The following is a 21887-nucleotide window of genomic DNA, read 5'->3' on the forward strand; positions in this document are numbered from 1 at the left end:
CCAGCCCCACCGAATGGCGATAGCTATACGTCCCACTGCCCGGTACTGACGGGTATGTGCCAGTACTGTAGTTACCGTTTCCACGACGGCTGGACCCAGCTCCTGTCCTACGACGACGTCTACCAGGCCGCGATGGGCGGCGGGTCCGAGTCCACCTACGGGTTCCACGAGTCCTGGGACGAACTCCGCGAGGAGGTCGGCTACGGCGCGACCTGAGTCAGCCGTCCCGCGGGAACGGGTCGCTGTCGAACGTCTGGGTTCGCTCCGCGTCCGTGACCAGACAGTCGTCGAGTCCGGCCACGATGCCGTCCTTGTCCATCTCCCGGCCGATGAAGACCAGTCGGGTGGCGGGGTCGTCGTCGCCCCACTCGCCGATGGGGCCGGCCCGGACCGACGGGCCGGCCTGACTCACGCCCACGACCGTCTCCGGCCGGCTTGCGACCCACGCGAACCCCTTCGCGCGGACGATTGTGCCGTCCCAGTCGTCGAGCCAGTCGTCGAACCGACCCGGGTGAAACGGCGTCTCGCGGCGATAGGTGAACGAGTCGACGCCGTGGGCCGCTGCCGCCGATGCCCCGTCGTGTTCGTGGCCCTCGTGCCCGTCCGACCCGGCTAACGCCTCCTTCCAGCCCTGCCGTCGCTTGGCGGCCTCGAAGTCGAACCGGCCGGTCCCGAGCACGTCGCCTGGGTCGACTTCGCTGTAGGTCGTCCGGTGGACGGTCGCCCGGGGCTGGAGCGCTCTCACCGCGGCCGCGACGGCGTCGAGCGCGTCGTCGGGCACCATGTCGCACTTGTTCAGCAGGAGCACGTCGCAGAACTCTATCTGGTCGACCAGCACCTCTGTGAGCGGTCGCTCGGGGTCGGGCGCGGCGTCCGGCAGCGACTCCTCGGGGTCGAACGCCTTCCAGAACCCGTAGGCGTCGACGACCGACACCGTCGTATCGAGATGGAACCCCGCCGGCGGCTCGCCCCCGTCCGGCCCGACTGTCAGCGTCCGCGCGATGGGAATCGGCTCGCTGATGCCGGAAGCCTCGACGACGAGGTAGTCGAACGACCGCTCTTCGGCGAGCCGCGTCACCTCGGTCACGAGGTCGTCCTGGAGCCGGCAACAGATACACCCGTTCGAGAGGTCCACGACACCCTCTTGGCCCGCGTCCGCCTCGTCCGCGACGAGCTCCGCGTCGACGTTTATCTCCCCCATATCGTTGACGACGACGGCGATTCGCCTGTCCCCGGGCTCGCTCAACAGCCTGTTGACTAGTGTCGTCTTCCCCGCACCGAGGGGCCCGCTGATGACTGTCATCGGAATCGAATCCGAGCCAGTGTCGATCATGGTACCACAACACACGTGTCAGCAGGTAATAAATACGGGTCCGGAACCGACTCGCTATCGCAAACAGTGATTGCCGACACGATTTCTTTGTTCCATGCCAGAACTGCAACGCCCGGTCAGTACAGACAATGCAGTAATCGAATCTTGCCTTTACGACAAGTCGGTACTACTGATTCCCGGGCGAAACCACTAACCCAGCCGAATACATTGTATTCGATATGAGCTCATCAATTCGAATCTCGGATGAAACAAAAGCGAAACTGGAAGCGGTGAAGCGTGAAGACGAAACGTTCGACGAGTTGCTGGACCGGCTCGCAGTCACTCGGACTGAGGAAGACGTTCGTGAAATGGCTGGATTCGCTGAGGAGGGGATCGAGGAACACATGAAACAGAAACGTGAGGACCTCAACGACTCGTTTGAAACCCGGGCAACGGGCCCAGAATGATTCTCCTCGACAATAACATCATCCGAAAGTACGCCCGCCCGGACCCGGATGCGGCTGTTCTCAACTATTTATCCGAGCATCGAACTGAACCATGGGGTATCTCAGCACTCGTCCTCTTCGAATTTCTGTCCTACTACGACACGCAGTCAAAACAGCGCACGCGGCGAAGCCAGCTGACACGGGCTGTTGACACCGTAATCAGCTTCGATGGCGATACTGCTGCTGAAGCGGCCAGCATGGAAACCGCGCTCGAAGCTGCCGGTGTCTCACTCGGCGATGTCGATCTACTCATAGCCGCGACAGCGCGCCAACACCAAGCGACGCTGGTGACTGCCGACAAGACTGATTTCGACAAGGCGGCGTTACACGAGTTCATGGATGTCGACATAGTCGACGCGTCCTAACGCTATTCTTTTCGCGCCAAAGCATTTGAGCTATCTGTTCACTATGCATATCTACTAACCGATCTGGCTGTTCGAGTTTCAGGGACGCTCCTGAGTGACGGAATCGCGCCAGCAACCCTTGTAAAAGCCGCCGAGAGAACGGGCTTTATCTCGCCGCCGTCGGAGATGTGACTATGGACCTACAGACGGAGACCTGGACCGACATGGCGGATGTAGAGACGGACCTGGCCCTCCTCCCCGTCGGAAGCACGGAGCAACACGGGCCACACGCACCGCTCGGGACGGACACGCTCGACGCCGAGGCGGTCGCCGAACGCGGGGCCGAGCGCTACGACGACCCCGTCGTCGTCGCGCCGCCGGTTCCCGTCGGCGTCGCCGAGGAGCACCGGGCGTTCTCCGGAACGCTGTGGGCCTCCGAGTCGACGTTCCGGGCATACGTCCGGGACATCGTCCGGAGTCTCGCCAGCCACGGCTGGGACCACGTGGTGCTGGTCAACGGCCACGGCGGCAACATCGACGCACTGCGGGAGGTCTCTGGCCGGATTACCCGCCACGACGAGGCCTTCGCCGTCCCGTTCACGTGGTTCGACGCGGTCGGCGACCACAGCGCCGACATGGGTCACGGCGGGCCGCTGGAAACGTCGCTGCTCCAGCATACGAACCCGGAGTCCGTCCACGAGGACCGACTGGACGAGGCCGCAGACGGTGGCAGCGACGGCTGGGGGGAGTGGCAAAGCGGCGTCAACCTCGCGTTCGATTCCGACGAGTTCACCGAGAACGGCGTCGTCGGCGACCCGCGAGAGGGCAGCGCCGAACGCGGGGAGACGCTGCTGGAACTGGCGACGCGGTCGCTCGTCGACCTCCTTGATGAAATTGCGGATCGACCGGTCGGACCGCGTGAGTAGTGAGGCAAGCACAAACCAATTATATTAAAATCACACTATCTGGATACTTTTCAAAATATTTCTTATTCTTCCAACCAGAAAATATCTTCATTGAATTTATCATAGAGTAAAGTACACTCAGAAATAGGATATAGAGCTAGATATTAACTAAATGGTCTTGTATATGTCGCACCTGTCTGGACCTGTCACGACACTATCCCACGATTTCATATGCTGGCGAAAAGCAACCGGATCGACTCAGTCGTCGCCCGCGCCTCGCTTCCGGATCTGTTTCCCGCCGGCGTCCGGCGTTCGGAGCACCGCTTCGTCGGTCTCCGGCCCCAGCACTTCGACGCGGACGCTCGATACTTTGTACTCGGGGATGCCGGCGGTCGGGTCAAACGTCTCGCCGGTGAGCTTGTTGACCGCGCCCGCAGCGAAGTGCATCGGGATGAACAGCGTCCCCGGACCGACGCGGTCGGTGACTTGCGCCTTAACGACGATGTCGCCCCGGCGGGACTCGACGCGGACGTACTCACCGTCGGCGATACCGAGGTTCTCCGCGGTCTCGGGATGCACCTCGACGAAGCTCTCCCCGACGTGGCTCATCAGCCCCTCGACGCGGCGCGTTATCTGGCCCGTGTGCCAGTGATACAGCACGCGCCCGGAGGTGAGTGTCAGCGGATACTCCTCGTCCGGAATTTCGCCGGGGTGGCCCCCGTCCGCGGGGACGAAGCGGGCCTTCCCGTCTTCGAAGTTGAAGTTCCCCTCGTCGTAGTCGTAGAGGTACGGCGTGCCTTCGTGGTCCTCGTCCCAGCAAGGCCACTGCAGGCCGTGCTCCTCGCCGGATTCGAGACGGTCGTAGGTGACGCCGCCGTAGATGGGGGCGAGCGAATTGATCTCGTCCATCACCTCCCGCGGGTGGTCGTAGTCCCAGTCGTAGCCCAACCGGCGGGCCAGGGCCTGCGTTATCTCCCAGTCCTGGCGGGCCTTGCCCGGCGGCTCAGACGTGGGACGGACCCGCTGGACCCGGCGCTCGGTGTTCGTGAACGTGCCGTGTTTCTCCGGCGAGGTGGCCGCCGGCAACACCACGTCGGCGTACTCGGCCGTCTCGGTCATGAAGATGTCCTGGACGACGAGGAACTCCATGTCCTCCAGGGCCTCGGCGGCGTGCTGGATGTCCGGTTCGGAGAGCGCGGGGTTCTCGCCGACGACGTACATCCCGCGGAGATTCCCCGCGTGGGCCTCGGCGAGCATCTCCGGCACTTTGAGCCCGGGCTCTTCGGGCGGTCGCTCGCCCCATTTGTCGGCGAACTTCTCGGCGACTTCATCGTCTGCTGGGTTTTGATAGCCCGGCAGACTTCCCGGAAGGGTGCCCATGTCACCGCCGCCGCCCTGGACGTTGTTCTGGCCGCGGAACGGCGAGAGGCCGGCTCCGGGCTTGCCGACCTGCCCCAAGACGAGCGCGAGGTCGGCCATGGCGATGAGGTTCTCCGTGCCGTGGCTCTGCTGGGTCATCCCCATCGCCCAGCCGAAGACGACGCTGTCAGCCTCGGCGAGTGTCTCGGCCGCCGAGGCGAGTTCCTCGGGCGAGACGCCCGCCAGTTCCTCGACCTTCTCGGGGGTGAAGGCCTGGACCTTCTCTCTGACCTCCTCGAAGTTCTTCGTGTTGCGCTCGATGAAGTCCTCGTCGTGGAGGTCGTTCTCGACGATGTACCGGATGAGGCCGTTGAGCCAGGCCACGTCGTAGCCGGGGTTGGTGCGGGTGTACTGGTCGGCGTGTTCGGCGATGCCGACTTTCCGCGGGTCGAACACGACGAGGTCGGCCCCGTCCCGGACGTTCTGCTTGATTCGCGTGGCGAGCACCGGATGGGACTCGGTGGTGTTGGAGCCGCTGATGAGGTAGGCGTCGGCCTCGCCGATGTCCTCGTTGATGCGGTTGGTCATCGCGCCGTAGCCCAGCGTCTGCTGGAGCGCGGCGACAGTCGACGAGTGACACAGCCGGGCGCAGTTGTCGATGTTCTTCGTCCCCAGCACCTGCCGGGCGAACTTCTGGACGAGGTACGCCTCCTCGTTGCTCCCCTTCGAGGAAGCGAGACAGCCCAGCGCGTCGATGCCGTGCCGGTCCTGAATCTCGGTGAAGCGCTCGGCGACGTGCTCGAGTGCCTCGTCCCAGCTTGTGGGTTCGAGTTCGCCGTCGTCGTTGCGGACGAGCGGTTCGGTGACCCGCCGCTCGCTGTTGGCGAACTCGTGGCCGAACTTCCCTTTCACGCAGGTCGAGAAGTTGTTCGCGGGCGCGTCGTCGGGGTCCTCGACCGGGACGACGCCGAGCGAGTCCCCGTCCTTGCCCCACATCTCGAACCGGCAGCCGACGGCACAGAAGCCACAGGTCGTCTCCTGCTTGTCGATCTTCGAGAGGCGGTAGTCGCTGACCGCGCTGGCGATGTCGAACAGTCGGCCCTCGGGCATCGTGTTCGCCGCGATGCTCTCGGCGGTGTGTTCGCCGGCGAGGAACGCCTTCCTGCCGTACTCTTTCGCCAGGTCGCCGGCCCGGCGCTTGGCCGCCGATGCGAACCTGGCGAGTCCCTCCTTCTCCTCCGCCCTCGGGTCGCCGGGCTCGAACCCGCGGTTGGGGGCGGTGGTGTCGTCGATGGTCTCGGCGTCCTCGTGTTCGATGACTTTCCCGATGGAGTTGCGCTGGGTGAAGCCCGGCAGCGGGAGCGTGGCCGCGCCGCCGATGCCCTTCTCGGTCAGCGAGCCGGTCGGACAGACCGTTGCGCAGTGGCCACAGGAGACACATTCGGAGTCGTGCATCGTCTCGGCGTCGGACTGGAAGCCGATGCGGGTGTCCTCGCCGTGGCCCTCGACCCGGAGGACGCCTTCGACCTGCACGTCGTTGCAGGCGTCGACACAGCGGTTACAGAGGATGCACTTGTTGCGGTCTATCTGGATGAACGAGGAGGTGTCGTCGATTGGCTCGTACTGGTCGCGCTCGTCGAAGACGCCGTATCGGGGGTGGTCGACGCCCTCGCTGATGGCGGCGTCCTGCAGTTCACAGCGGCCGTTGCCGTTGCAGGTGGTACACCGGAGGTTGTGGTTCGACAGCACGAGGTCGAGGTTGACGCTGCGGGCCTCCTCGGCGTCGGGCGCGTCCGTTGAGACGGTGAGCCCGTCCTCGGCGGGGAACGAACACGACGGGACGAGGCCGTGTTGCTCGGTCTCGACCATGCAGGTGCGACACTCGCTCCGCGGGCCGATTTCGTCGCTGCAGTCGCCGTCGCGGTCGTAGTAACACAGCGCCGGCACGTCCGCGTCGTCTTCGACCCCCTCCGCGCCGGGGTCGACGCTGACGACCTCGTCGTCGAGGTCCTGCAAGGCGTCGATGATGGTCGACCCCGGGGCGACGGTGACGGGATGACCGTCGACGGTGAGCGTCGTCGGAGCGTCGGTGGCGGTCCTCACGTCGGGGTCGTTGGCGGTGCCGGTCTCGAACTCGCGGGAGACTGGCGTTTCAGGCTGTGGGTCGTCCAGGTCGGGCACTCGCGGAATCGATTTGTCTGTGTTCATAGTCTCTCAGTGCAGGTATCGGCCGGACAGCGGCCGTTCGTGTGGGCGCGGAACTCGGGTTCGAACTCGTCGATGGCGGTGGTCACCGGTCGCGGTGCGTGCGCGCCGGTCTGGCAGTTGCTCGATTGGCGCATCACGCGGGCGAGTTCCCGTATCTTGTCGCTCTCGAAGGAGCCATCGTAGACGTCACGCAGGAGCTCGGTGAGCTGTTTCGTCCCCTCGCGGCCGGGGACACACCGGCCGCTGTTCTCCACCGACGCGAACCGGGCCCGTTTCCCGGCCGTCTCGACGGCACACCGGCCGCCGTCGAACAGTTCGACGACGCCGTCGGTCCCGAGCCCGGCCGCCCGGAGCGACTGGGCGGTCGGCGCGACGTCGAGGCTCCGAGTGATACCGCCGAGGACGCCGCCGACGCAGGCCATCTTGAACGAGCCGTCCATCTCGACCGCCTCACGGGCCGTCGAGAGGCTGGCGCTTGACCCGAGTTCGACCGTCGCCGGAGCGGCCACGTCGCCGGTGACGGTCACGAGCCGCGTTCCGGGGTCCGCGGCGTCGGCGTCGAGGCTCCCGGGGTCGGCGACGGCCCGCTGGACCTGCGCGAACGTCCGCGGCGTGTGGACGACCGTCGGGCGGCCGTACAGGCCGTGCTCGGCTGGCGTTGGGGGCTGGAGCCGCGGCTCGACGCGGTCGGCCCCCTCCAGCGCTTCGAGCGCCGCCGTCGGTTCGCCGGCGCGGAACTCGTCCGGGCCGGCCACCAGTTGCGGAACGACGGGCAGGGCGCCGGCGGTCGCATCGATGGCCGCTTGGAGGTGGGCCTGCAAGCCGGTGCGGGACTCGTTGACGTAGACGACGGCGTCCTCGGCGTCGACGTGCTCGGCGACCGCCGCGATGCCGTCCAGCACCGCCATCGGCGCGCCAGAGAGGAGCGTGTCGTCGCCCGTCGGGTGGTCGCTGGCGTCGTTAGCGTTACAGACGACCACCGGGTCGCCGTCGGCCGCGCGGGCCGTCTCCCACGCGTCGGCGACCGGTTCGTCGGTGGCGGCGTCCCCGCGGCCCCGGCCCAGCAGACCCACTTCCGCCATGGCGGCGGGCCGCTCGGTCGAGACGAACGACCAGTCGGCCGGTTCGAGCGGAGCCACCCAGCCGCAGGGACCCAGCACGTCGCGGCGGCCGACAGAGAGCGGGCCGCGCTCCGGGATGGGAAGCGATGCCGTTTCGGGGTCGTGTTCGACGACGGCGTCCGCGTCGGTCGTCGGTACGGTCCCCGCTTCCAGTTCGTCGACGATGTCGCGGACGGTCGCTAGCGACGGGTCGCCGTAGAAGGCTGTGCGTCCGTCACTCGTGACCATCACGAGCGGTGTGGCCGCCGTGATACCCGTCGGCCCCGTCTCGACGACCGGGACCGAGTCCGTTGCTGCCCGCGCCGCGGAGCGGACCCGGTCCCCGCGCTGTGATCGCCCGTCCATCGACACCCGGATGACGGTCGAATGAGCGAGAGCCGTGGTTTCCTGTGTCATACTCTGTGCGTCGTGCTGAACGATTAAAAACCCCGGCTGAGTGGTCCGGATGCAATGTCCACTGCCGCTACAAAACACCACGTGTTTATAAATTGATGAGATAGCGATGGCCGGCTCGTTCCGTCGAAACAATGAGGGAGCGGAACGGTCCTACAATCGAGATCATGAATCCACGATTCGAGGAAGTCAAAACTGAGGCGTCAGCCGCGATAACCGAGGCCGACCTGCGCTCGGTGTACACAGGTATCATCCACGAGGACGGCCGCCACGAGTACTACTTCGGTAACGACACTGAAGAGGCGGCCGAACTCCGCGAGGCGGCGGCGATACAGCTCGGGATGGTGCTCCGCGTCCTTGCGGACCGCTCGGACAGCAGCGTCGACGAATTGACGGCCCTGGCGGCTGAACGGGCCGAACAGATGGAGCTACGGTAGGAAACGGAACGGCCGCCTTCGCTAGTCGGTGGTGGCGATAGCTTCGATTTCGACCGCTGCGCCCTTCGGGACCGCACCCACGCCGACGGCGCTCCGTGCTGGTGGGTCCGATTCGAAGAACTCGCTGTAGGCCTCGTTGAACGAGTCGAAGTCGTCGATCTCGTCGAGGTAAACAGTTGTCTTGAGCACATCGTCGAGCGAGAGCCCTTCGGACTCCAGAATCGCTTCGACGTTGTGCAGACACTGTCGCGTCTGGTCGGCGACTGGCTCGTCGTCGAGCAGTTCGCCGTCTGTTGTTAGCGGGAGCTGTCCGGCAGTGATGAGGAGGTCGCCGTTCGACGTAGCCTGACTATACGCGCCGACCGCGGCCGGTGCCTCGTTGGTGCTGATTACGCGCTTCATGTCCGGCCATACCTACCCCGGTCGGATAAACCCCTGTCGTGCCGGGACGCGCTCGCACAACGTTCTCGGGCGCTTACCAGTTGTGTCCGGTCATTGGTTGATGATGACAATCGCAGTCAGCGCCAGCCCGAGGCCCGCGGCTTTCGTCAGGGTCATCGACTCTCCGAAGGCGATGACGCCGATGATTGCGGCAGTGATGAAGTACATCCCGCCGATGGTAGAGACCACCGATGTCGGCCCCACAGTTACGCCGACGAACGTCGAAACCACGCCGATAGCTGCCGCGATACCGGCCGCGCCCGCGAACAACAGGCCTCGATTCGTGACGACGAACGACGCGTCGGAGACGGCGACGTATATGCCCGTGACGACCGTCGCGACTGCATACGACACGAACGCCGCGGTTTCCGGGTCTATTGTACTCGACGCGACGTTGCCAAGCGCGATCCAGAACCCCCACGCGATCATCGTCCCCAGCCCGAACATGACGGCGGCGTTCATCTGTTTTTCCTCCGCGTAAGTCGGTTCCAACTCTCTCTAAGCATCCCTGGCGAACAGCGGCATCTAGGGCTGTACGATTGACGCATTGATCACGTCGTACGGGCCCCACTGTCTTGAGTGCGGTGTCCGCTCGCCGCGTGTTTTTTTATGCCGACTCTGAGAATACCGTGACAATGGATAACGTCCCAAAAGACTCGTCGGACCGGACACTTGAGGACGTGTTCTACCCGGCCGACAGGGTTCCGTTCGTCGAATGGGACGAGCTATCCGGTGCCAAGCCGACGGTCGTCCTGACCGGCGTCGTCACGCTCTTGGCGTTCGTGACCGGCCTTTCGAACCTCAGCCAGGCGTCGCTTGCGATCACTGGTCCACTGACCGCAGTGGTCGACCTTCCGTTACCTGCCGTCCGGTTCGGCGGCGTGTTGTTCGCGTTCGTCCTCGGTCTCGTCACGGTCGGCCTCCAGCGGCGGAAGCGCCTCGCCTGGCGCGCTGGGACCGTCGTCCTGCTGGGCCTGGTCCTGTTGCCCCTTGCCACGTTTCAGCCCACGGACGTGCCCCTGCTGATGACGACGCTGGTCACGTACCCGCTCCTGGTCCGGAACCGCCACCGCTTCGACCAGTCACTGGACCTCTCGCCGATTCAGATTGCGTCGCTGTCAGCGATTTTCGGCGTCATTCTCTACGGGACTGTGGGCGCGTACGGACTGCGTGGCCAGTTTCTCGAACTCGACAGTTGGGGAGACGCCGTCTACTACGTCATCGTCACTATTGCGACGGTCGGGTACGGCGACATCACCCCCGTGACGGCGGAGGCACGGTGGTTTTCCCTCTCGATCATTCTGTTCGGGACCGGCGCGTTCACCGTTGCCGTCGGCGCGCTCATCGGACCAGCTATCGAATCCAGAATGGCAACAGCGTTCGGAGTCATGACTGCATCAGAGCTCACACTTCTCGAGGACCACGTTGTGGTTCTCGGGTACGGAGACGTTACGGCATCGTTGCTTGAGGAACTGGGCGACGAGACCGAGGTCGTCGTCGTCACGCCCGACGAGGAAACGGTCGCGTCGCTGCAGCGCGACGGCGTGAACCTGCTTACCGGCGACCCCACCGACGAGGCTGTTCTCAGAGATGCCCGTGTCGGAACTGCGAGCGGTGTTGTGGTGGGGAGTAACGACGACGCACGCGATGTACTGGCCGTCATCGCGACGAAGAACGTCAATCCGGGCATTCGAACGGTCGCGGCGGCGACAGACGAGAAGCACGTCGAAAAGTTCCGTGCGGTCGGTGCGGACGAGGTTATCAACCCCCGTTCCATCGGCGGGCGGCTTCTGGGACAGTCGGTGCTGGGCCACGAGTCAACGGACTCGTTGCTGACCGGACTCGGGAGCGACGACAGCGACCCTGCCAACTCTGAGTAACCCGGCGACCACTCCAGCGACGATAGTCTCGGCCGTTTCAACGGCGTTCTGGGATAGTAATATATGTTTCCGATACTGAATATTGAGGCATGGCCACCTCGGACGCAAGTGGCATTGCGGAGATTGTCGGCCGGCTACTGATCCCACTGTGTGCCGCGTCCGGGGCGCTCGTGCTTGCGGGGTTCTTTTTTCCGACGCTCGTCGGCGAAGCCGTGACTGGCCCGGTCTGGCTGACCGTCGCGCTCGTGTTTTTTACCTCGGCGCTGTGTTACATTGCGCTGCTCCCGTACTCAGAGGACACCACCGCGCCAGCTGCGGCCGATGTTTTCCTCCGGGTCCGACAGACTGATCTCCGGCAGGCCGTCCGGGAGTTTCTCGCCCAGCACGAGCCGAGCATCCTCGCGTTCCCGGTGCTCGTATTCGCCGTGTTCTTCGGGCTCCAGATCGCATTCCCTGCACGGACGACAGGTGCTGTTGACGCTGCCGCCGCTACCGTCCTTCGCGGCGGCGGTCCACTGTTTCTCGCCGCCGTCTTCCTCTCCGTCTGTTACTGTGTGGTCCTGCTGTTGGGGCCCTGGGGCGACATCAAACTCGGCGGTTCGGACACGGAGCCCAGCTACACCTATCCGACGTACTTCACGCTCGTGTTCACGGCCGGTATCGCGGCCGGACTGGTGTTCTGGGGGCCCACAGAGGCCCTGTTTCACTACAACCAGCCGCCGCCGTACATCGGGGCTACCGCTGGGTCCCAGAACGCTATCGACGGCGCGCTGGTGTACACGCTCTTTCACTGGGGCGTCTCGGCCTGGAGCGCGTACGCCGTCATCGGCGTTCCGATAGCGTACTTCGCGTTCACGCGAGGCGCACCGCTCCGGGTCTCGACGGTGCTCGCACCGGTGCTGGGCACTGACGGGCTGGATTCGGCCTGGACCAAACTGGTCGATACGCTGGCCGTCTTTGCCACTATCGGCGGCATCGCTACCTCCGTCGCACTCGTGAGCGAGCAGTTCCTCGCCGGCATCAATTACCAGTGGGGCGTGGCGGCCGGCGAGGTCGGACCGGTCCTGTTCGTCGGCGGACTGACGCTGATATTCGTCGTCTCCAGCGCGACCGGGATTCACCGCGGCATCCGTCGCATTGCCGGCCTCAACGTTGTTCTGTTCGCTCTGTTCACACTCCTCATGGTCGCTGTCGGTCCACGGTCGTTCGTCCTCGACCGTGGGACACAGGCCCTCGGAACCTACATGCTGGAGTTCGTTCCGTTGAGTCTCCACACAGGCGGACAGTGGGTCGCGGAATGGACCGTCTGGAACTGGTCGTGGTGGTTCTCTTGGGCCCCATTCGCGGGGCTGTTCGTGGCCGCACTCTCCCGCGGTCGGCGGGTCAGAACTGTCGTGTTCACGACCGTCGTCGCAACCTCGGCGGCGACGATGGTCTGGTTCCTCCTGCTCGGTGGCACATCGCTGTTCATCCAGCACACGGGTCGGGCCGATCTCCTCGCCGCTATCGCACAGCGTGGGGGTTCAGAGGCCGTCGCCGGATTCCCGCTGTTGTCGTCGCTGGCGCTGGGGCAGCTCCTGTTGTTCCTGTTTCTTGCGCTCATTATCGTGTTCATCGCCACGTCAGCGGACACCTCGACGCTCGTCGTCTCAGTACTGGCGACGCGCCGGGGCGTGGCACCGTCAACGACGCATATCGTCTTCTGGGGGGTTTTTCAGGGTGTGGTCGCCGTCTCGGTGTTGCTTCTCGGTGGCGCAGAGACGTTACAGGCGCTGGCTGTCCTGACTGGCGGCCCGTTCGCCGTAATCTCGCTCGTGGCGGCTGGCGGGCTGGCTGTGACTTGGCTCCGCGACGAGCGAGGCCACACGTCACTCCTCAGACGTGCTGTCAGGAAACTGCCTGCCATTCAGACCCATCACGACGTGGACCCACCGGAAGAGAAGTAGGCCCGACTCGCGCTGTGTGATCAGGCCTCAGCGATCCCGGTACAGAAGTTCTCGACTAATTGTTTCCCCGCGTCGGTGAGGATACTTTCGGGGTGGAACTGCACGCCGATGTGTGGCTTCTCGGTGTGCTGGACGCCCATTACGATGCCCTGCTCGTCGTTGGTGTGGGCTGTCTCCTCGAGCGTGTCCGGAAGGGCCGTGGCCTCGACGGCCAGCGAGTGATACCGCCCGACCTCGAACGGGTCGTCGACCCCGTCGTACAGCTCCGTCCCGTCGTGGCGGACTTCCGAGGGTTTCCCGTGGACGACACTCGGTGCGTGGCCGACGGGGGTTCCGTGGGCCGCACAGAGCGCCTGATGGCCCAGACAAACGCCCAGGGCCGGGTACTCTGTCTCAGCGAAAACGTCGATTGACACGCCGGCCTCCGCCGGCGTCCCGGGGCCCGGAGAGACGACGATGCCGTCCGGGTCGAGGTCGTGAATGCCGTCCACGTCGATAGCGTCGTTCCGGCGGACGGTTACCTCGTCGAACTCGCCGACGTACTGGACCAGATTGTAGGCGAAGGAGTCGTAGTTATCTATGATGAGTATCATCGCATCTTCTCCATCGGTTCGGTCCCGGACTCGACCGCGAACGACCCCTGTTCGCCGAGTGCCTCGTCGACGGCGGTGACGAGCGCTCGGGCCTTGTCCAGCGTTTCCTGATACTCCGCCTCCGGCTCCGAGTCGTGGACGATGCCGCTCCCGACGCGGAGCCGGTACTCGCCGTCGGAGCGGACCAGCGTCCTGATGGTGATGTTCAGTGTCGCCCGGTCGTCGAAGCCGAACATCCCAATACTGCCGGTGTATGGTCCCCGTCGGGTCTGTTCCACCTCGTCGATAATCTCCATCGTTCGCGGTTTCGGCGCGCCGGTGATGGTTCCGCCGGGGAACACCGCAGCGACCGCGTCGGCGATACGCACGTCGTCGCGCAACTGTCCTTCGATGAGAGAGACGAGGTGCATCACCTCCGAATAGCGGTCGACGCGGCGGTACTCGGCGACATCAACGGTCCCGTACTCGCTGACCTTCCCGAGGTCGTTCCGTTCGAGATCGACCAGCATCGCGTGTTCGGCCCGCTCCTTCTCGTCACTGCAGAGGTCCGACTCGAGTGCCTCGTCTTCAGCCGGTGTCGCACCGCGCGGACGCGTCCCGGCAATCGGCTCCGTGAGCAGTCGGTCGCCGTCGACGTCCAGCAACAGTTCCGGGCTGGCGCTGACGAGGTCGACGCCGGGGAACTCAAGTAGCGCCGAGTACGGGGCGGGATTCACCCGGCGGACAGCGTCAAAGGTATCCACCGGGTGGACGGCCGCCGGGGCGGTCAGCCGGTGCGAGACGTTCGTCTGGAACGTGTCGCCGTCCCTGACGTACTGCTTTATCTGCCGAACGCGGTCGGCAAACGCCGCTTCGCCGCACTCGCTCTCGAACGTGGCCTGACTTGCAGCGGTCGGCTGGGACTGGACGTGGCGCTCGCCGTGGACGGCGTCCTCGGCCAGCTCGCGGGCCATCTCTCGGCCCCGCTCGTACGCCGTCTCGGGCGATCCGTCGATGACTGGACACGCCGTCACGTACAGTTCGACCTCTCCATCATGTGGTTCCTCCCATGCGGCGACACAATCGAAGACGCCCAACTGGAGCCGTGGGAGACCGTCCGATGCAGTCGTCTCCGGGATGTCTTCGAGTTCCCGTGCGACGTCGTACGACAGCCAGCCAAACGCGCCGCACGGATATGGAACCGTACAGTCACCCCGCTCTAGGTGTTCGCGGTCGAGTAGCTCGCCGATAGCTTCGATGCTTGGACTGGCGCTGTCCTGTGCGGGCGTCGCCCCCGCGGCGATCTCGATTTGCTCGACCGGCTCGACGCCGAAATACCCCCACCCGGACTGCCCGCCTGTCGTCTCGAGATAGAACCCGTCTCTGTTCCCGTCACGGACGCGGCGATACGCCTCAAATGGGTCGGTGACCGTGAGGCGTGCTTCGACCGGCACGCGAGCGCCATCGGGGGCCCGTTCTGCAGTTTCGAGGAACGATTCTCTGTCGGTGCTGAACCGGATATCAGTCATAGTGCAGTTGCTCCCGGACGAGAGGCGCATGCCTCTCGGTATGGTTGTGTAGACCAAGCATGGGTCATGACAAAAACTTTCGGTCCCCTGGCCCGCTGCCAGATCTGCTGTCGAATCGTCGACCGATTGTGGTTGCTCGCTGGACGAATAGCCGATGGTATTTCAACGGTTGGACTATTCCGCATCACCCACTATACCCGCTGGGTTTGAGACGGGTATCGAACGCTTGCCCGGCCTCGACCGCTGACTGACAGCAACGATTTCCATTCCCGAACACCTTTTCGGGAAGTCCCGGGCTGAGAACGGATATAACAACAATGACAACGATAATCGACGGGAACGAAATCGGCGACCAGATCACAAAGGGCGTTGCGGCGTGTACGGACACGCTCGTCAGCGAAGGCGTCACACCGGGGCTGGCGACTGTGCTGATGAGCGACGACGGCGCGAGTGAGACGTACGTCTCGATGAAACAACAGGCCTGTGAGGAGATCGGCATCGAGGGGTTCCATTACGAAATCGACGCGGACGAACCGGCCGAGACACTGTTTGCGACCATCGACGACCTGAACGCGGACCCGGCCGTCCACGGGATACTCGTCCAGATGCCGGTCCCCGACCACGTGAACAAGCGTGACGTGCTGGAGCGCATCGACCCGATGAAGGACGTCGACGGATTCCACCCCGAAAACGTCGGTCGACTCGTTGCAGGGAACGCACGGTACAAACCTTGCACGCCCCACGGAATACAGAAAATACTGGCCGAAACTGGGGTTGAGACGGAGGGGAAAGACGCTGTCGTCGTCGGTCGCTCAGACATCGTCGGCAAACCGATGACGAACCTGCTCATACAGTACGGGCCGGGCGGCAATGCGACGACGACCGTGTGTCACTCACGGACTGACGATCTCGCAGAAAAGACTCGCAATGCCGACATCGTGATCGCCGCTGCCGGCGTTCCAGAGATGATAGACGGGTCGATGCTATCGGACGGCACGACGGTCATCGACGTGGGTATCAACCGAGTTGATGCTGACACGGATAAGGGGTACAAACTCGTCGGGGACGTAGACTTCGAGAGCGCCAGAGAGAAAGCAGACGCCATCACGCCGGTCCCCGGTGGGGTCGGACCGCTCACCATTGCGATGCTGATGTACAATACAGTAAAAGCAGCTAGCCTCCAGTCCGGCGTCGATATTACGCTCCCGTAGGACGGAACTACTGTCGTCTACAGGGAGTCTGTGTTACACTGTCTCGACTTCGCCACATTCCGGGCACGTAATCAGGAGTTCACCGGCTGTGTTCTGCCCTCCTTCGATGACGTTGTGGCCACTGGCACACTGTTCGTGCATGTACACTTCGTGGCTGTCGTGCTCACACAGCCAGATGTGGCCTTCCTCCGGTGCTGAAACGATGCCGTGACAGAAGTAGCACTCGCCGTTCATACAGAGACGGTGACAAGCCAGTATCAAATAGCTACCTCTCACTGTGGAATTTCGCTCGTTTCCAGCGTGATTGCGCCAACGAAAACACAACATATAGCAACAATGATAGCTGTTGTTTCAATACTAAGGTGGTTCAGGGCAACCATTCGATATGGACTACTGTTACACAGGTGATGCACACGAGAAACTGTTCGCAGCGTACCGGGCAGATGAAGAGCCATTTCCCACCCAGACACAGATGGAGTTCCCACGACGGGAACACCGAAGGCCCGAAGTCGACATCCTCAAACGATTATTTTTCCCAACCTGCTGGAACGCCGTTGAACTGGTCCGGGACGAACTCGCTGTTTTGGATAGTCTCGACACCCTGGGCGGCCTCTTCTTTGCCGGCATCAGACCGTACTCCGGATCGGACCCCGCTGAAACAGTCGATGCCGTCATTGAGCAACTCCCAGCGGTTCGCAGGCGACTCAAAAAAGACGTCGAGGCCGCGTTCAAAGGCGATCCGGCGGCGAAGACGTACATGGAGATAATCCGGTCCTATCCGGGGTTCATGGCGATACTCGTACAACGGGTCGCACACACCCTCTACGAGGCCGATGCCTCCGAGTACGCTCGCGAACTCACCGAATACGCGAAGACTGAGACCGGCATCGACATCCACCCCGGAGCCGAAATCGGCGACCATTTCTTCATCGACCACGGAACCGGTGTCGTCATCGGTGAAACAACCACCGTGGGGGAGTGGGTCCGCCTCTATCAGGACGTGACGCTTGGCGCACTCCACTTCGAGGCCGACGAGAGCGACGAACACAGATTAAAAAAGGGATACAAACGACACCCCGATATCGGCGACCATGTCGTCATCGGCGCGGGAACGAAAGTGCTGGGCGCTATTACGGTTGGTGACCACGTCAGCATCGGGGCGAACTCTTGGGTCACCGACGACGTTCCGGACGATACGAAAGTGTACGTCACAGACCACCCGACTCAGGAGCGGAAACGAACCAAGTGAACTGAAACTGCCACTGCGCGGTTTCCGAGACTGCGCTGCTCGTACGAATCGACCGGACAAACGGTTCTGAAACGCGTAGCCCGCACGGGACCCGCTCAGCCTGATCTCATCAGTCCAGATACAGGACGTGTCTCTGGTTTTCTAGATTAGAATAACAACTGTACCAGCATTAGGTTCTGTTTCAATCGCTCTCGCCGTTTTCCCTAATCGTCACCGGGAACGAACTCAGCAACACTGTTCAGGTTTCGTGACCAGACGCCCTCACCACGGTCGAGTCCGTCGTTCCACTTCCCCACAACGGTCGAAACTGCGAAGTCGCCAGTGACGTTGTTCATCGTCGCAATCCGTCCGAGGATTGGGTCCACGCCGGTGACGAACCCAACGAGCGTGAACGAATACACCCGCTCGGCAATCTGCAGGTCTTCGTCCGCATTACGCATCGTGACGGGGAGCGTTCCGCTCGACGACCGAGTTGCGAATGCAGTCACTATCGCGTCCTTCGCCCCGCTGAGGAACGCAATCGAGGAGACATCAGCGACCACGCCCATCAAGAAAACGAGATAGGTGAAGCCGATGTGAATGACGATTGCGATTGTGACTGCCAGCACGAGCTCGCCCAGCGAAGAAAACAGGCCGATGCCTTCGGTACCGATTCCGGACGCCATCAACGCGAAGACGCCGAGGACACCGAATTCGAGCACCTCTCGGACGATGACGAACATCGCTTCAGCACCCACTTCAAAGGCCTCGAACACTGAATCGACGCTCTCGGCGAGCGCGTCTTTCTGGGAGCGGACATACGTCAGCGCAATTCCAAACACGATGACGAAAAACACCGTCGCCAGCAGATTCCCCCTCCGCGAGCGCCCCAATTGGATTGTTCGGCACGATACCGAGAATCACATCCAGCAACGACGGCGGCGCTTTCGATTGTGCTTCACCGCCGCCGAATTCGAGCCCACGGCCCGGCTGAAGCACGGTTGCAACTGCAAGGCCAATGATTCCTGCGAGGGTCGTCGTCAGGGCGTAGAGGCCGACTGTCGCACCACCAATCTTCCCAAGCTTCGAGGGGGAGAGCTGTCGAATCCCGGTCAGTAGTGTGAAGACGAGAATCGGGATGACCAGCATCTTGAGCAGTCGAAGGAAGCGGTCGCCCACTGGCCTGACAACGGCCATCTGCTCCCCAAACGCGATCCCGGCACCTGTTCCCAGTACGAAGGCGACGAAGATGCACCAGATGAGTGGGATGGCACGATACCGGCTCCATAGTGTCTGAGCGGATCGTATCATTCGGCAACGGGCGATCTTATAAAAACCCGTCAGCCCCGCCAGTATGTGCGACCGGCTATGATGCGGTCTTCGCCTACAAGATTCCGTTTGCAGACGCGTTTCTCGGCAAATGGCAAGTGCTGACGCTGAGCCGCTGAAAAGATAGCAGAATAACGGTTGCAGTTCGCTTGTTTTCAGAAGTACGACGCCGTTGTCACTCCTGCCTGACGGCCATACTTACTGTTTCCCGCTTCGCTGTCGATTTTCTCGATCCCAGCAACAGGGTCCAGTCGGGGCTGTTCAGCAGACCGGTCTCGGTCAGTCGGCCGGTGGACTGGCTTTCGGTTCGACGACCCGACGAAGCTCCGCTCGCAGCGCCGTCCACTTCGCCGCAATGAATCCCAGTAGGATGCACACGAACCCGCCGATGGTAGCGAGCGTGACCTGCTGATCGAGCACGATCCAGCCGGCGATCGCGGCGAACAGCGGAATAACGTACTCGATGAAACTCATCTCGATAGGCCCCAGCTGGTCAAGTAACCGGAAGTACAGCAAGAAGCCACCGATGCCGGCGATAGCCGACAGATACAGAAGCGCCGCAACTGCGGACGGCGTCCACGATGCGTCCGCGAACGACTGTCCGGGAAGCACGAGTACGGTGAGATGGAGCACCGCGGCCCCGATACCCATCAACCACGCCTGGTGGCCAGAAACGACATCGACGGGCTGGTGGTGTGCGTGATGACCGCTGGGATGGCGAAAGCCAGCGCTGACGCGAACACGAGCGCGATCCCGATAGTACTGCTGAAGAGGTTCGCCGGGTCAGGGTCAGCAATCACGACGACGCCGGTGAACCCGAGTACCACGCCAACACCAGTATTTGCGGTAAATTTGTCGTCGCTGGATGCGAGTTTCGTGAGTGCGGGCGTTACGACGGGAACGAGACCGAGCAGCACGGCGGCGACGGCCCCGGTGACGTACTGTTGCCCGGTGAACAGGAATACGTGATGTATCCCGATCATAAGCGTCCCACCCGTGAGGACGTACACGTAATCGTCGTGGGTCTGTGGCCGTTCTAGAGACCCTGTGACACCCAGCGCGGCAAACAGGAGAACGGAGGCGATGTCGAAGCGTGCGGCGGCGAACGGTACCGGCGGCAGGTCAGCGAGGCCGACATCTGTCGCCATGAATGCAGTACCCCAGATCGCAGCCAGAAGGAGAAAGCAACCGGTCGTTCGATAGCGACTCATTCAGCTGTCGGTCACCACCCGATGGTAAAAGCACCGTCGAAGCCTGTCGCAAATGGCTATAGTAGCCATTGAAAATCAATGCACACCTGATCGCACGAGAGCAGTGCGATCAGTGTGTAAATCGTTTCAATTGTTACTATAGATGTTGCCACTGCGTCAGCGAACACCTGACGCAGTGCTAATTGCTGGGCGGCATCTGTTCGTGGCATGCTCGCTCGGGCTGAGTACGTCAGTGAGTACCGTCGAATGGGTCCTGTTCTCACACCGAACACAGCGTCTTCTTTCGAACAGATATCTGGATATCGTGGCCGATATCTGAAACAGGATCTGCTGCTTCTGGGAACCCACCACGGATCATATACTGAGATACTGCGTGATTTTGAGGGTATATACTTGCAGATGGATATGAGGCCACGCTGTCGGAATGTGTTTTAAACAGCCTAAAACTGCACGTTTGCGATCGACTATGTGCGCCAGATTTGCTCGAAAAACACGTTTCTGGGCATCTCCTGCACAGTTCTCATGAATATGCACCGAACACATTTGAGTATAGACTAGCGGGAAGTATACCAGAGACACAACGCGAGACTCAGAAAATACTTGATTCTATTTCCAGGTCTGTGGCCACACTTTCGGGCAGTGTCTCCCTGCCCTGTTCCGTTCCTGTTTCTTGGTGACTGTCGTGCCACGCATTCCACGTTCACACTCCTCCGTGCTTAGTGACGACTCTGTTGTATCGGCCGCTTCGAGTCCCATGGTTTCAATACGCCCTGTTATTTCATCCGCACATAGTGTGTCTCAGCCGCCAATGTTACTCGCTAGACCGTTTTTCGGTGTCGTCCGAGAATCGCCTGCTGGCCGTTCGCTACCCGAATTGACTGCGTTTTTGAGTTCCAGCTTCGATACCAGTACTACACTACGATGAGCAAACGATCTCCTCCGACAGAATGACACCACAGGCTACTGATTCCGATGTTTCGGATGCCACTGCTGGGACAGCTATCCCAACAGCCAACTCGACGTGATGGCTCGTGGCTGGCGCGAGCCTGATCTCGATAGGACTGGCCGCATACGAGATCGTTCCTGTGAGCGTCACACCGCTAATTCAGGACTCACTACGGGTCGGGCCGACAGCGGCCGGCCTCCCCGTCGGGGTCATGTTCGGGTCCGCCGTCGTCGTCAGCCTTCCTGCCGGTGCTGTACTGGATCGGGTCTTCGATGGCAGACGGCGACCGGTCGTGCTGTGGTCGTTCGGCCTTGCTGCTCCGCTTCTTCTCGGGTTTATGCAGCTTCGCTCGCTGGCGCTGCTCGTCGCCATCCTTCTGCTGATCGGATTTGCCGTCCAACTGACGCTTGGCCTCTCGTTTACGTACGTCCGAGAGGTCGTTGACCTGCGGGTCGCTGCAACGGCGGTCGCATTCCAGACTAGTATCGGCCTTGCGGGTGCGTTCGTTGCACCGATAGCCGGCGGAATCGTGATGAACAGAGCCGGATTCGATCCGGCGTTTCTACTGGCTGGTGCGGTCGCTGTCGCCGGTATCATTGTCACCTGGCAGGCCCCAGAGCCGGGACGCAAGTAGGGTCGGACGCGTTGAACTCCGTCGTTCACGGGTCGGTTCCGAGACCGCGGTTTGCGATGTCGGTCCAACTGATCTGTCGTTAAACTGTGTAGTGCAACCGAATGTCACCAGAGATGACGAACGGCGGGCGACAAAAGCGTAGCAGTCGCTGGAGATGGTTCGATCTCAGAAGCACAGACAAGCGGTAGCCGACGAGGACGACGTTCCCATTGGGGCTGTCGAAGCGGTCGCCGACGAACTGCCAGATTACTCACGGATAATCAGATATATATCAAATACCCTATGCAGCGCTGGACGGCTGGATTACTTATTGTAGCTATCCGGAATCAGCACGACGCCGTGGAGGTCAAAGAGGTCGGAAACAACCGACTCGAT

The 21887-nt window shown here is 62.4% G+C and carries 18 protein-coding genes and 2 pseudogenes; 10 read left to right on the forward strand and 10 right to left on the reverse strand.

The window, feature by feature from the left end; genetic code table 11:
* Nucleotides 1-54: 54 nt before the first annotated feature.
* On the forward strand, nucleotides 55-216 hold the full coding sequence (locus tag VI123_RS13365) for a hypothetical protein (RefSeq protein ID WP_336338560.1): 162 nt from the start codon (nucleotides 55-57) through the stop codon (nucleotides 214-216).
* 1 nt (nucleotide 217) lies between these two features.
* On the opposite strand, the gene VI123_RS13370 is transcribed toward VI123_RS13365, so the two are convergent.
* On the reverse strand, nucleotides 218-1333 hold the full coding sequence (locus tag VI123_RS13370) for a CobW family GTP-binding protein (RefSeq protein WP_336338561.1): 1116 nt from the start codon (nucleotides 1331-1333) through the stop codon (nucleotides 218-220).
* Nucleotides 1334-1551: 218 nt separating this feature from the next.
* Here VI123_RS13370 and VI123_RS13375 point away from each other — a divergent pair, with 218 nt between their 5' ends.
* The 3 genes from VI123_RS13375 to VI123_RS13385 all read left to right on the forward strand — a co-directional run bounded on the left by VI123_RS13375 (nucleotide 1552) and on the right by VI123_RS13385 (nucleotide 3088).
* Complete coding sequence (locus VI123_RS13375; protein WP_336338562.1) at nucleotides 1552-1779, forward strand: DUF7557 family protein; 228 nt, start codon at nucleotides 1552-1554, stop codon at nucleotides 1777-1779.
* Complete coding sequence (locus VI123_RS13380; protein WP_336338563.1) at nucleotides 1776-2183, forward strand: type II toxin-antitoxin system VapC family toxin; 408 nt, start codon at nucleotides 1776-1778, stop codon at nucleotides 2181-2183. Before VI123_RS13375 ends, VI123_RS13380 begins: the two co-directional genes overlap by 4 nt.
* A 173-nt stretch (nucleotides 2184-2356) precedes the next feature.
* Nucleotides 2357-3088 (forward strand): creatininase family protein, encoded by a 732-nt coding sequence (locus tag VI123_RS13385; RefSeq protein WP_336338564.1) that lies wholly within the window; start codon nucleotides 2357-2359, stop codon nucleotides 3086-3088.
* 237 nt (nucleotides 3089-3325) lie between these two features.
* Here the strand turns inward: VI123_RS13385 and fdhF are convergent, their stop codons facing one another.
* Entirely contained in the window at nucleotides 3326-6634 is a 3309-nt protein-coding gene (gene fdhF, locus VI123_RS13390) for a formate dehydrogenase subunit alpha (RefSeq protein ID WP_336338565.1), read from the reverse strand.
* Entirely contained in the window at nucleotides 6631-8151 is a 1521-nt protein-coding gene (locus VI123_RS13395; protein ID WP_336338566.1) for an NADH-ubiquinone oxidoreductase-F iron-sulfur binding region domain-containing protein, read from the reverse strand. Before VI123_RS13395 ends, fdhF begins: the two co-directional genes overlap by 4 nt.
* 164 nt (nucleotides 8152-8315) lie before the next feature.
* Here VI123_RS13395 and VI123_RS13400 point away from each other — a divergent pair, with 164 nt between their 5' ends.
* On the forward strand, nucleotides 8316-8585 hold the full coding sequence (locus VI123_RS13400; protein ID WP_336338567.1) for a hypothetical protein: 270 nt from the start codon (nucleotides 8316-8318) through the stop codon (nucleotides 8583-8585).
* 21 nt (nucleotides 8586-8606) lie between these two features.
* On the opposite strand, the gene VI123_RS13405 is transcribed toward VI123_RS13400, so the two are convergent.
* Nucleotides 8607-8987 (reverse strand): Rid family detoxifying hydrolase, encoded by a 381-nt coding sequence (locus VI123_RS13405; protein WP_336338568.1) that lies wholly within the window; start codon nucleotides 8985-8987, stop codon nucleotides 8607-8609.
* 90 nt (nucleotides 8988-9077) lie between these two features.
* Complete coding sequence (locus tag VI123_RS13410) at nucleotides 9078-9488, reverse strand: EamA family transporter (RefSeq protein WP_336338569.1); 411 nt, start codon at nucleotides 9486-9488, stop codon at nucleotides 9078-9080.
* 173 nt (nucleotides 9489-9661) lie between these two features.
* Between VI123_RS13410 and VI123_RS13415 the strand changes: the two genes are divergently transcribed.
* Nucleotides 9662-10906, forward strand: a complete 1245-nt coding sequence (locus VI123_RS13415; protein WP_336338570.1) for an NAD-binding protein — start codon at nucleotides 9662-9664, stop codon at nucleotides 10904-10906.
* Between the two features lie 89 nt (nucleotides 10907-10995).
* Entirely contained in the window at nucleotides 10996-12852 is a 1857-nt protein-coding gene (locus VI123_RS13420; RefSeq protein ID WP_336338571.1) for a BCCT family transporter, read from the forward strand.
* 20 nt (nucleotides 12853-12872) lie between these two features.
* On the opposite strand, the gene VI123_RS13425 is transcribed toward VI123_RS13420, so the two are convergent.
* Nucleotides 12873-13445, reverse strand: a complete 573-nt coding sequence (locus VI123_RS13425; RefSeq protein ID WP_336338572.1) for an anthranilate synthase component II — start codon at nucleotides 13443-13445, stop codon at nucleotides 12873-12875.
* Nucleotides 13442-14953 carry an aminodeoxychorismate synthase, component I gene (pabB, locus tag VI123_RS13430; protein ID WP_336338573.1) on the reverse strand — a complete coding sequence of 504 codons (1512 nt, stop codon included), beginning with the start codon at nucleotides 14951-14953 and terminating at the stop codon, nucleotides 13442-13444. The genes VI123_RS13425 and pabB overlap by 4 nt, the downstream gene beginning before the upstream one ends.
* 317 nt (nucleotides 14954-15270) lie before the next feature.
* Between pabB and VI123_RS13435 the strand changes: the two genes are divergently transcribed.
* Entirely contained in the window at nucleotides 15271-16164 is an 894-nt protein-coding gene (locus VI123_RS13435) for a bifunctional methylenetetrahydrofolate dehydrogenase/methenyltetrahydrofolate cyclohydrolase (RefSeq protein ID WP_336338574.1), read from the forward strand.
* 33 nt (nucleotides 16165-16197) lie between these two features.
* Here the strand turns inward: VI123_RS13435 and VI123_RS13440 are convergent, their stop codons facing one another.
* Nucleotides 16198-16398 carry a hypothetical protein gene (locus VI123_RS13440; protein WP_336338575.1) on the reverse strand — a complete coding sequence of 67 codons (201 nt, stop codon included), beginning with the start codon at nucleotides 16396-16398 and terminating at the stop codon, nucleotides 16198-16200.
* Between the two features lie 151 nt (nucleotides 16399-16549).
* On the opposite strand from VI123_RS13440, the gene epsC reads away from it, so the two are divergent.
* Nucleotides 16550-17413: a serine O-acetyltransferase EpsC gene (gene epsC, locus VI123_RS13445; RefSeq protein WP_336338576.1), complete on the forward strand. Its 864-nt coding sequence runs from the start codon at nucleotides 16550-16552 to the stop codon at nucleotides 17411-17413.
* A gap of 203 nt (nucleotides 17414-17616) precedes the next feature.
* On the opposite strand, the pseudogene VI123_RS13450 reads toward epsC, so the two are convergent.
* Both VI123_RS13450 and VI123_RS13455 read right to left on the reverse strand, forming a co-directional pair.
* Nucleotides 17617-18703 (reverse strand): annotated as a pseudogene (locus VI123_RS13450) (dicarboxylate/amino acid:cation symporter).
* A gap of 297 nt (nucleotides 18704-19000) precedes the next feature.
* A pseudogene (locus VI123_RS13455) lies at nucleotides 19001-19932 on the reverse strand (DMT family transporter).
* 1031 nt (nucleotides 19933-20963) lie between these two features.
* Between VI123_RS13455 and VI123_RS13460 the strand changes: the two are divergent.
* On the forward strand, nucleotides 20964-21512 hold the full coding sequence (locus tag VI123_RS13460) for an MFS transporter (RefSeq protein ID WP_336338577.1): 549 nt from the start codon (nucleotides 20964-20966) through the stop codon (nucleotides 21510-21512).
* Nucleotides 21513-21887 lie beyond the last annotated feature (375 nt).

Origin of the sequence: Haloarcula sp. DT43, assembly GCF_037078405.1 — an archaeon.
GTDB lineage: Archaea > Halobacteriota > Halobacteria > Halobacteriales > Haloarculaceae > Haloarcula > Haloarcula brevis.

Bases quoted from the DNA above. Each gene is read 5' to 3' on its own strand.
- VI123_RS13415 (WP_336338570.1), top strand. From the start codon at position 9,662: ATGGATAACGTCCCAAAAGACTCGTCGGACCGGACACTTGAGGACGTG.
- VI123_RS13370 (WP_336338561.1), bottom strand. From the start codon at position 1,333: ATGATCGACACTGGCTCGGATTCGATTCCGATGACAGTCATCAGCGGG.
- VI123_RS13385 (WP_336338564.1), top strand. From the start codon at position 2,357: ATGGACCTACAGACGGAGACCTGGACCGACATGGCGGATGTAGAGACG.
- VI123_RS13420 (WP_336338571.1), top strand. From the start codon at position 10,996: ATGGCCACCTCGGACGCAAGTGGCATTGCGGAGATTGTCGGCCGGCTA.
- pabB (WP_336338573.1), bottom strand. From the start codon at position 14,953: ATGACTGATATCCGGTTCAGCACCGACAGAGAATCGTTCCTCGAAACT.
- VI123_RS13405 (WP_336338568.1), bottom strand. From the start codon at position 8,987: ATGAAGCGCGTAATCAGCACCAACGAGGCACCGGCCGCGGTCGGCGCG.
- VI123_RS13400 (WP_336338567.1), top strand. From the start codon at position 8,316: ATGAATCCACGATTCGAGGAAGTCAAAACTGAGGCGTCAGCCGCGATA.
- VI123_RS13410 (WP_336338569.1), bottom strand. From the start codon at position 9,488: ATGAACGCCGCCGTCATGTTCGGGCTGGGGACGATGATCGCGTGGGGG.
- VI123_RS13395 (WP_336338566.1), bottom strand. From the start codon at position 8,151: ATGACACAGGAAACCACGGCTCTCGCTCATTCGACCGTCATCCGGGTG.
- epsC (WP_336338576.1), top strand. From the start codon at position 16,550: ATGGACTACTGTTACACAGGTGATGCACACGAGAAACTGTTCGCAGCG.
- fdhF (WP_336338565.1), bottom strand. From the start codon at position 6,634: ATGAACACAGACAAATCGATTCCGCGAGTGCCCGACCTGGACGACCCA.
- VI123_RS13365 (WP_336338560.1), top strand. From the start codon at position 55: ATGTGCCAGTACTGTAGTTACCGTTTCCACGACGGCTGGACCCAGCTC.
- VI123_RS13375 (WP_336338562.1), top strand. From the start codon at position 1,552: ATGAGCTCATCAATTCGAATCTCGGATGAAACAAAAGCGAAACTGGAA.
- VI123_RS13425 (WP_336338572.1), bottom strand. From the start codon at position 13,445: ATGATACTCATCATAGATAACTACGACTCCTTCGCCTACAATCTGGTC.
- VI123_RS13380 (WP_336338563.1), top strand. From the start codon at position 1,776: ATGATTCTCCTCGACAATAACATCATCCGAAAGTACGCCCGCCCGGAC.
- VI123_RS13440 (WP_336338575.1), bottom strand. From the start codon at position 16,398: ATGAACGGCGAGTGCTACTTCTGTCACGGCATCGTTTCAGCACCGGAG.
- VI123_RS13435 (WP_336338574.1), top strand. From the start codon at position 15,271: ATGACAACGATAATCGACGGGAACGAAATCGGCGACCAGATCACAAAG.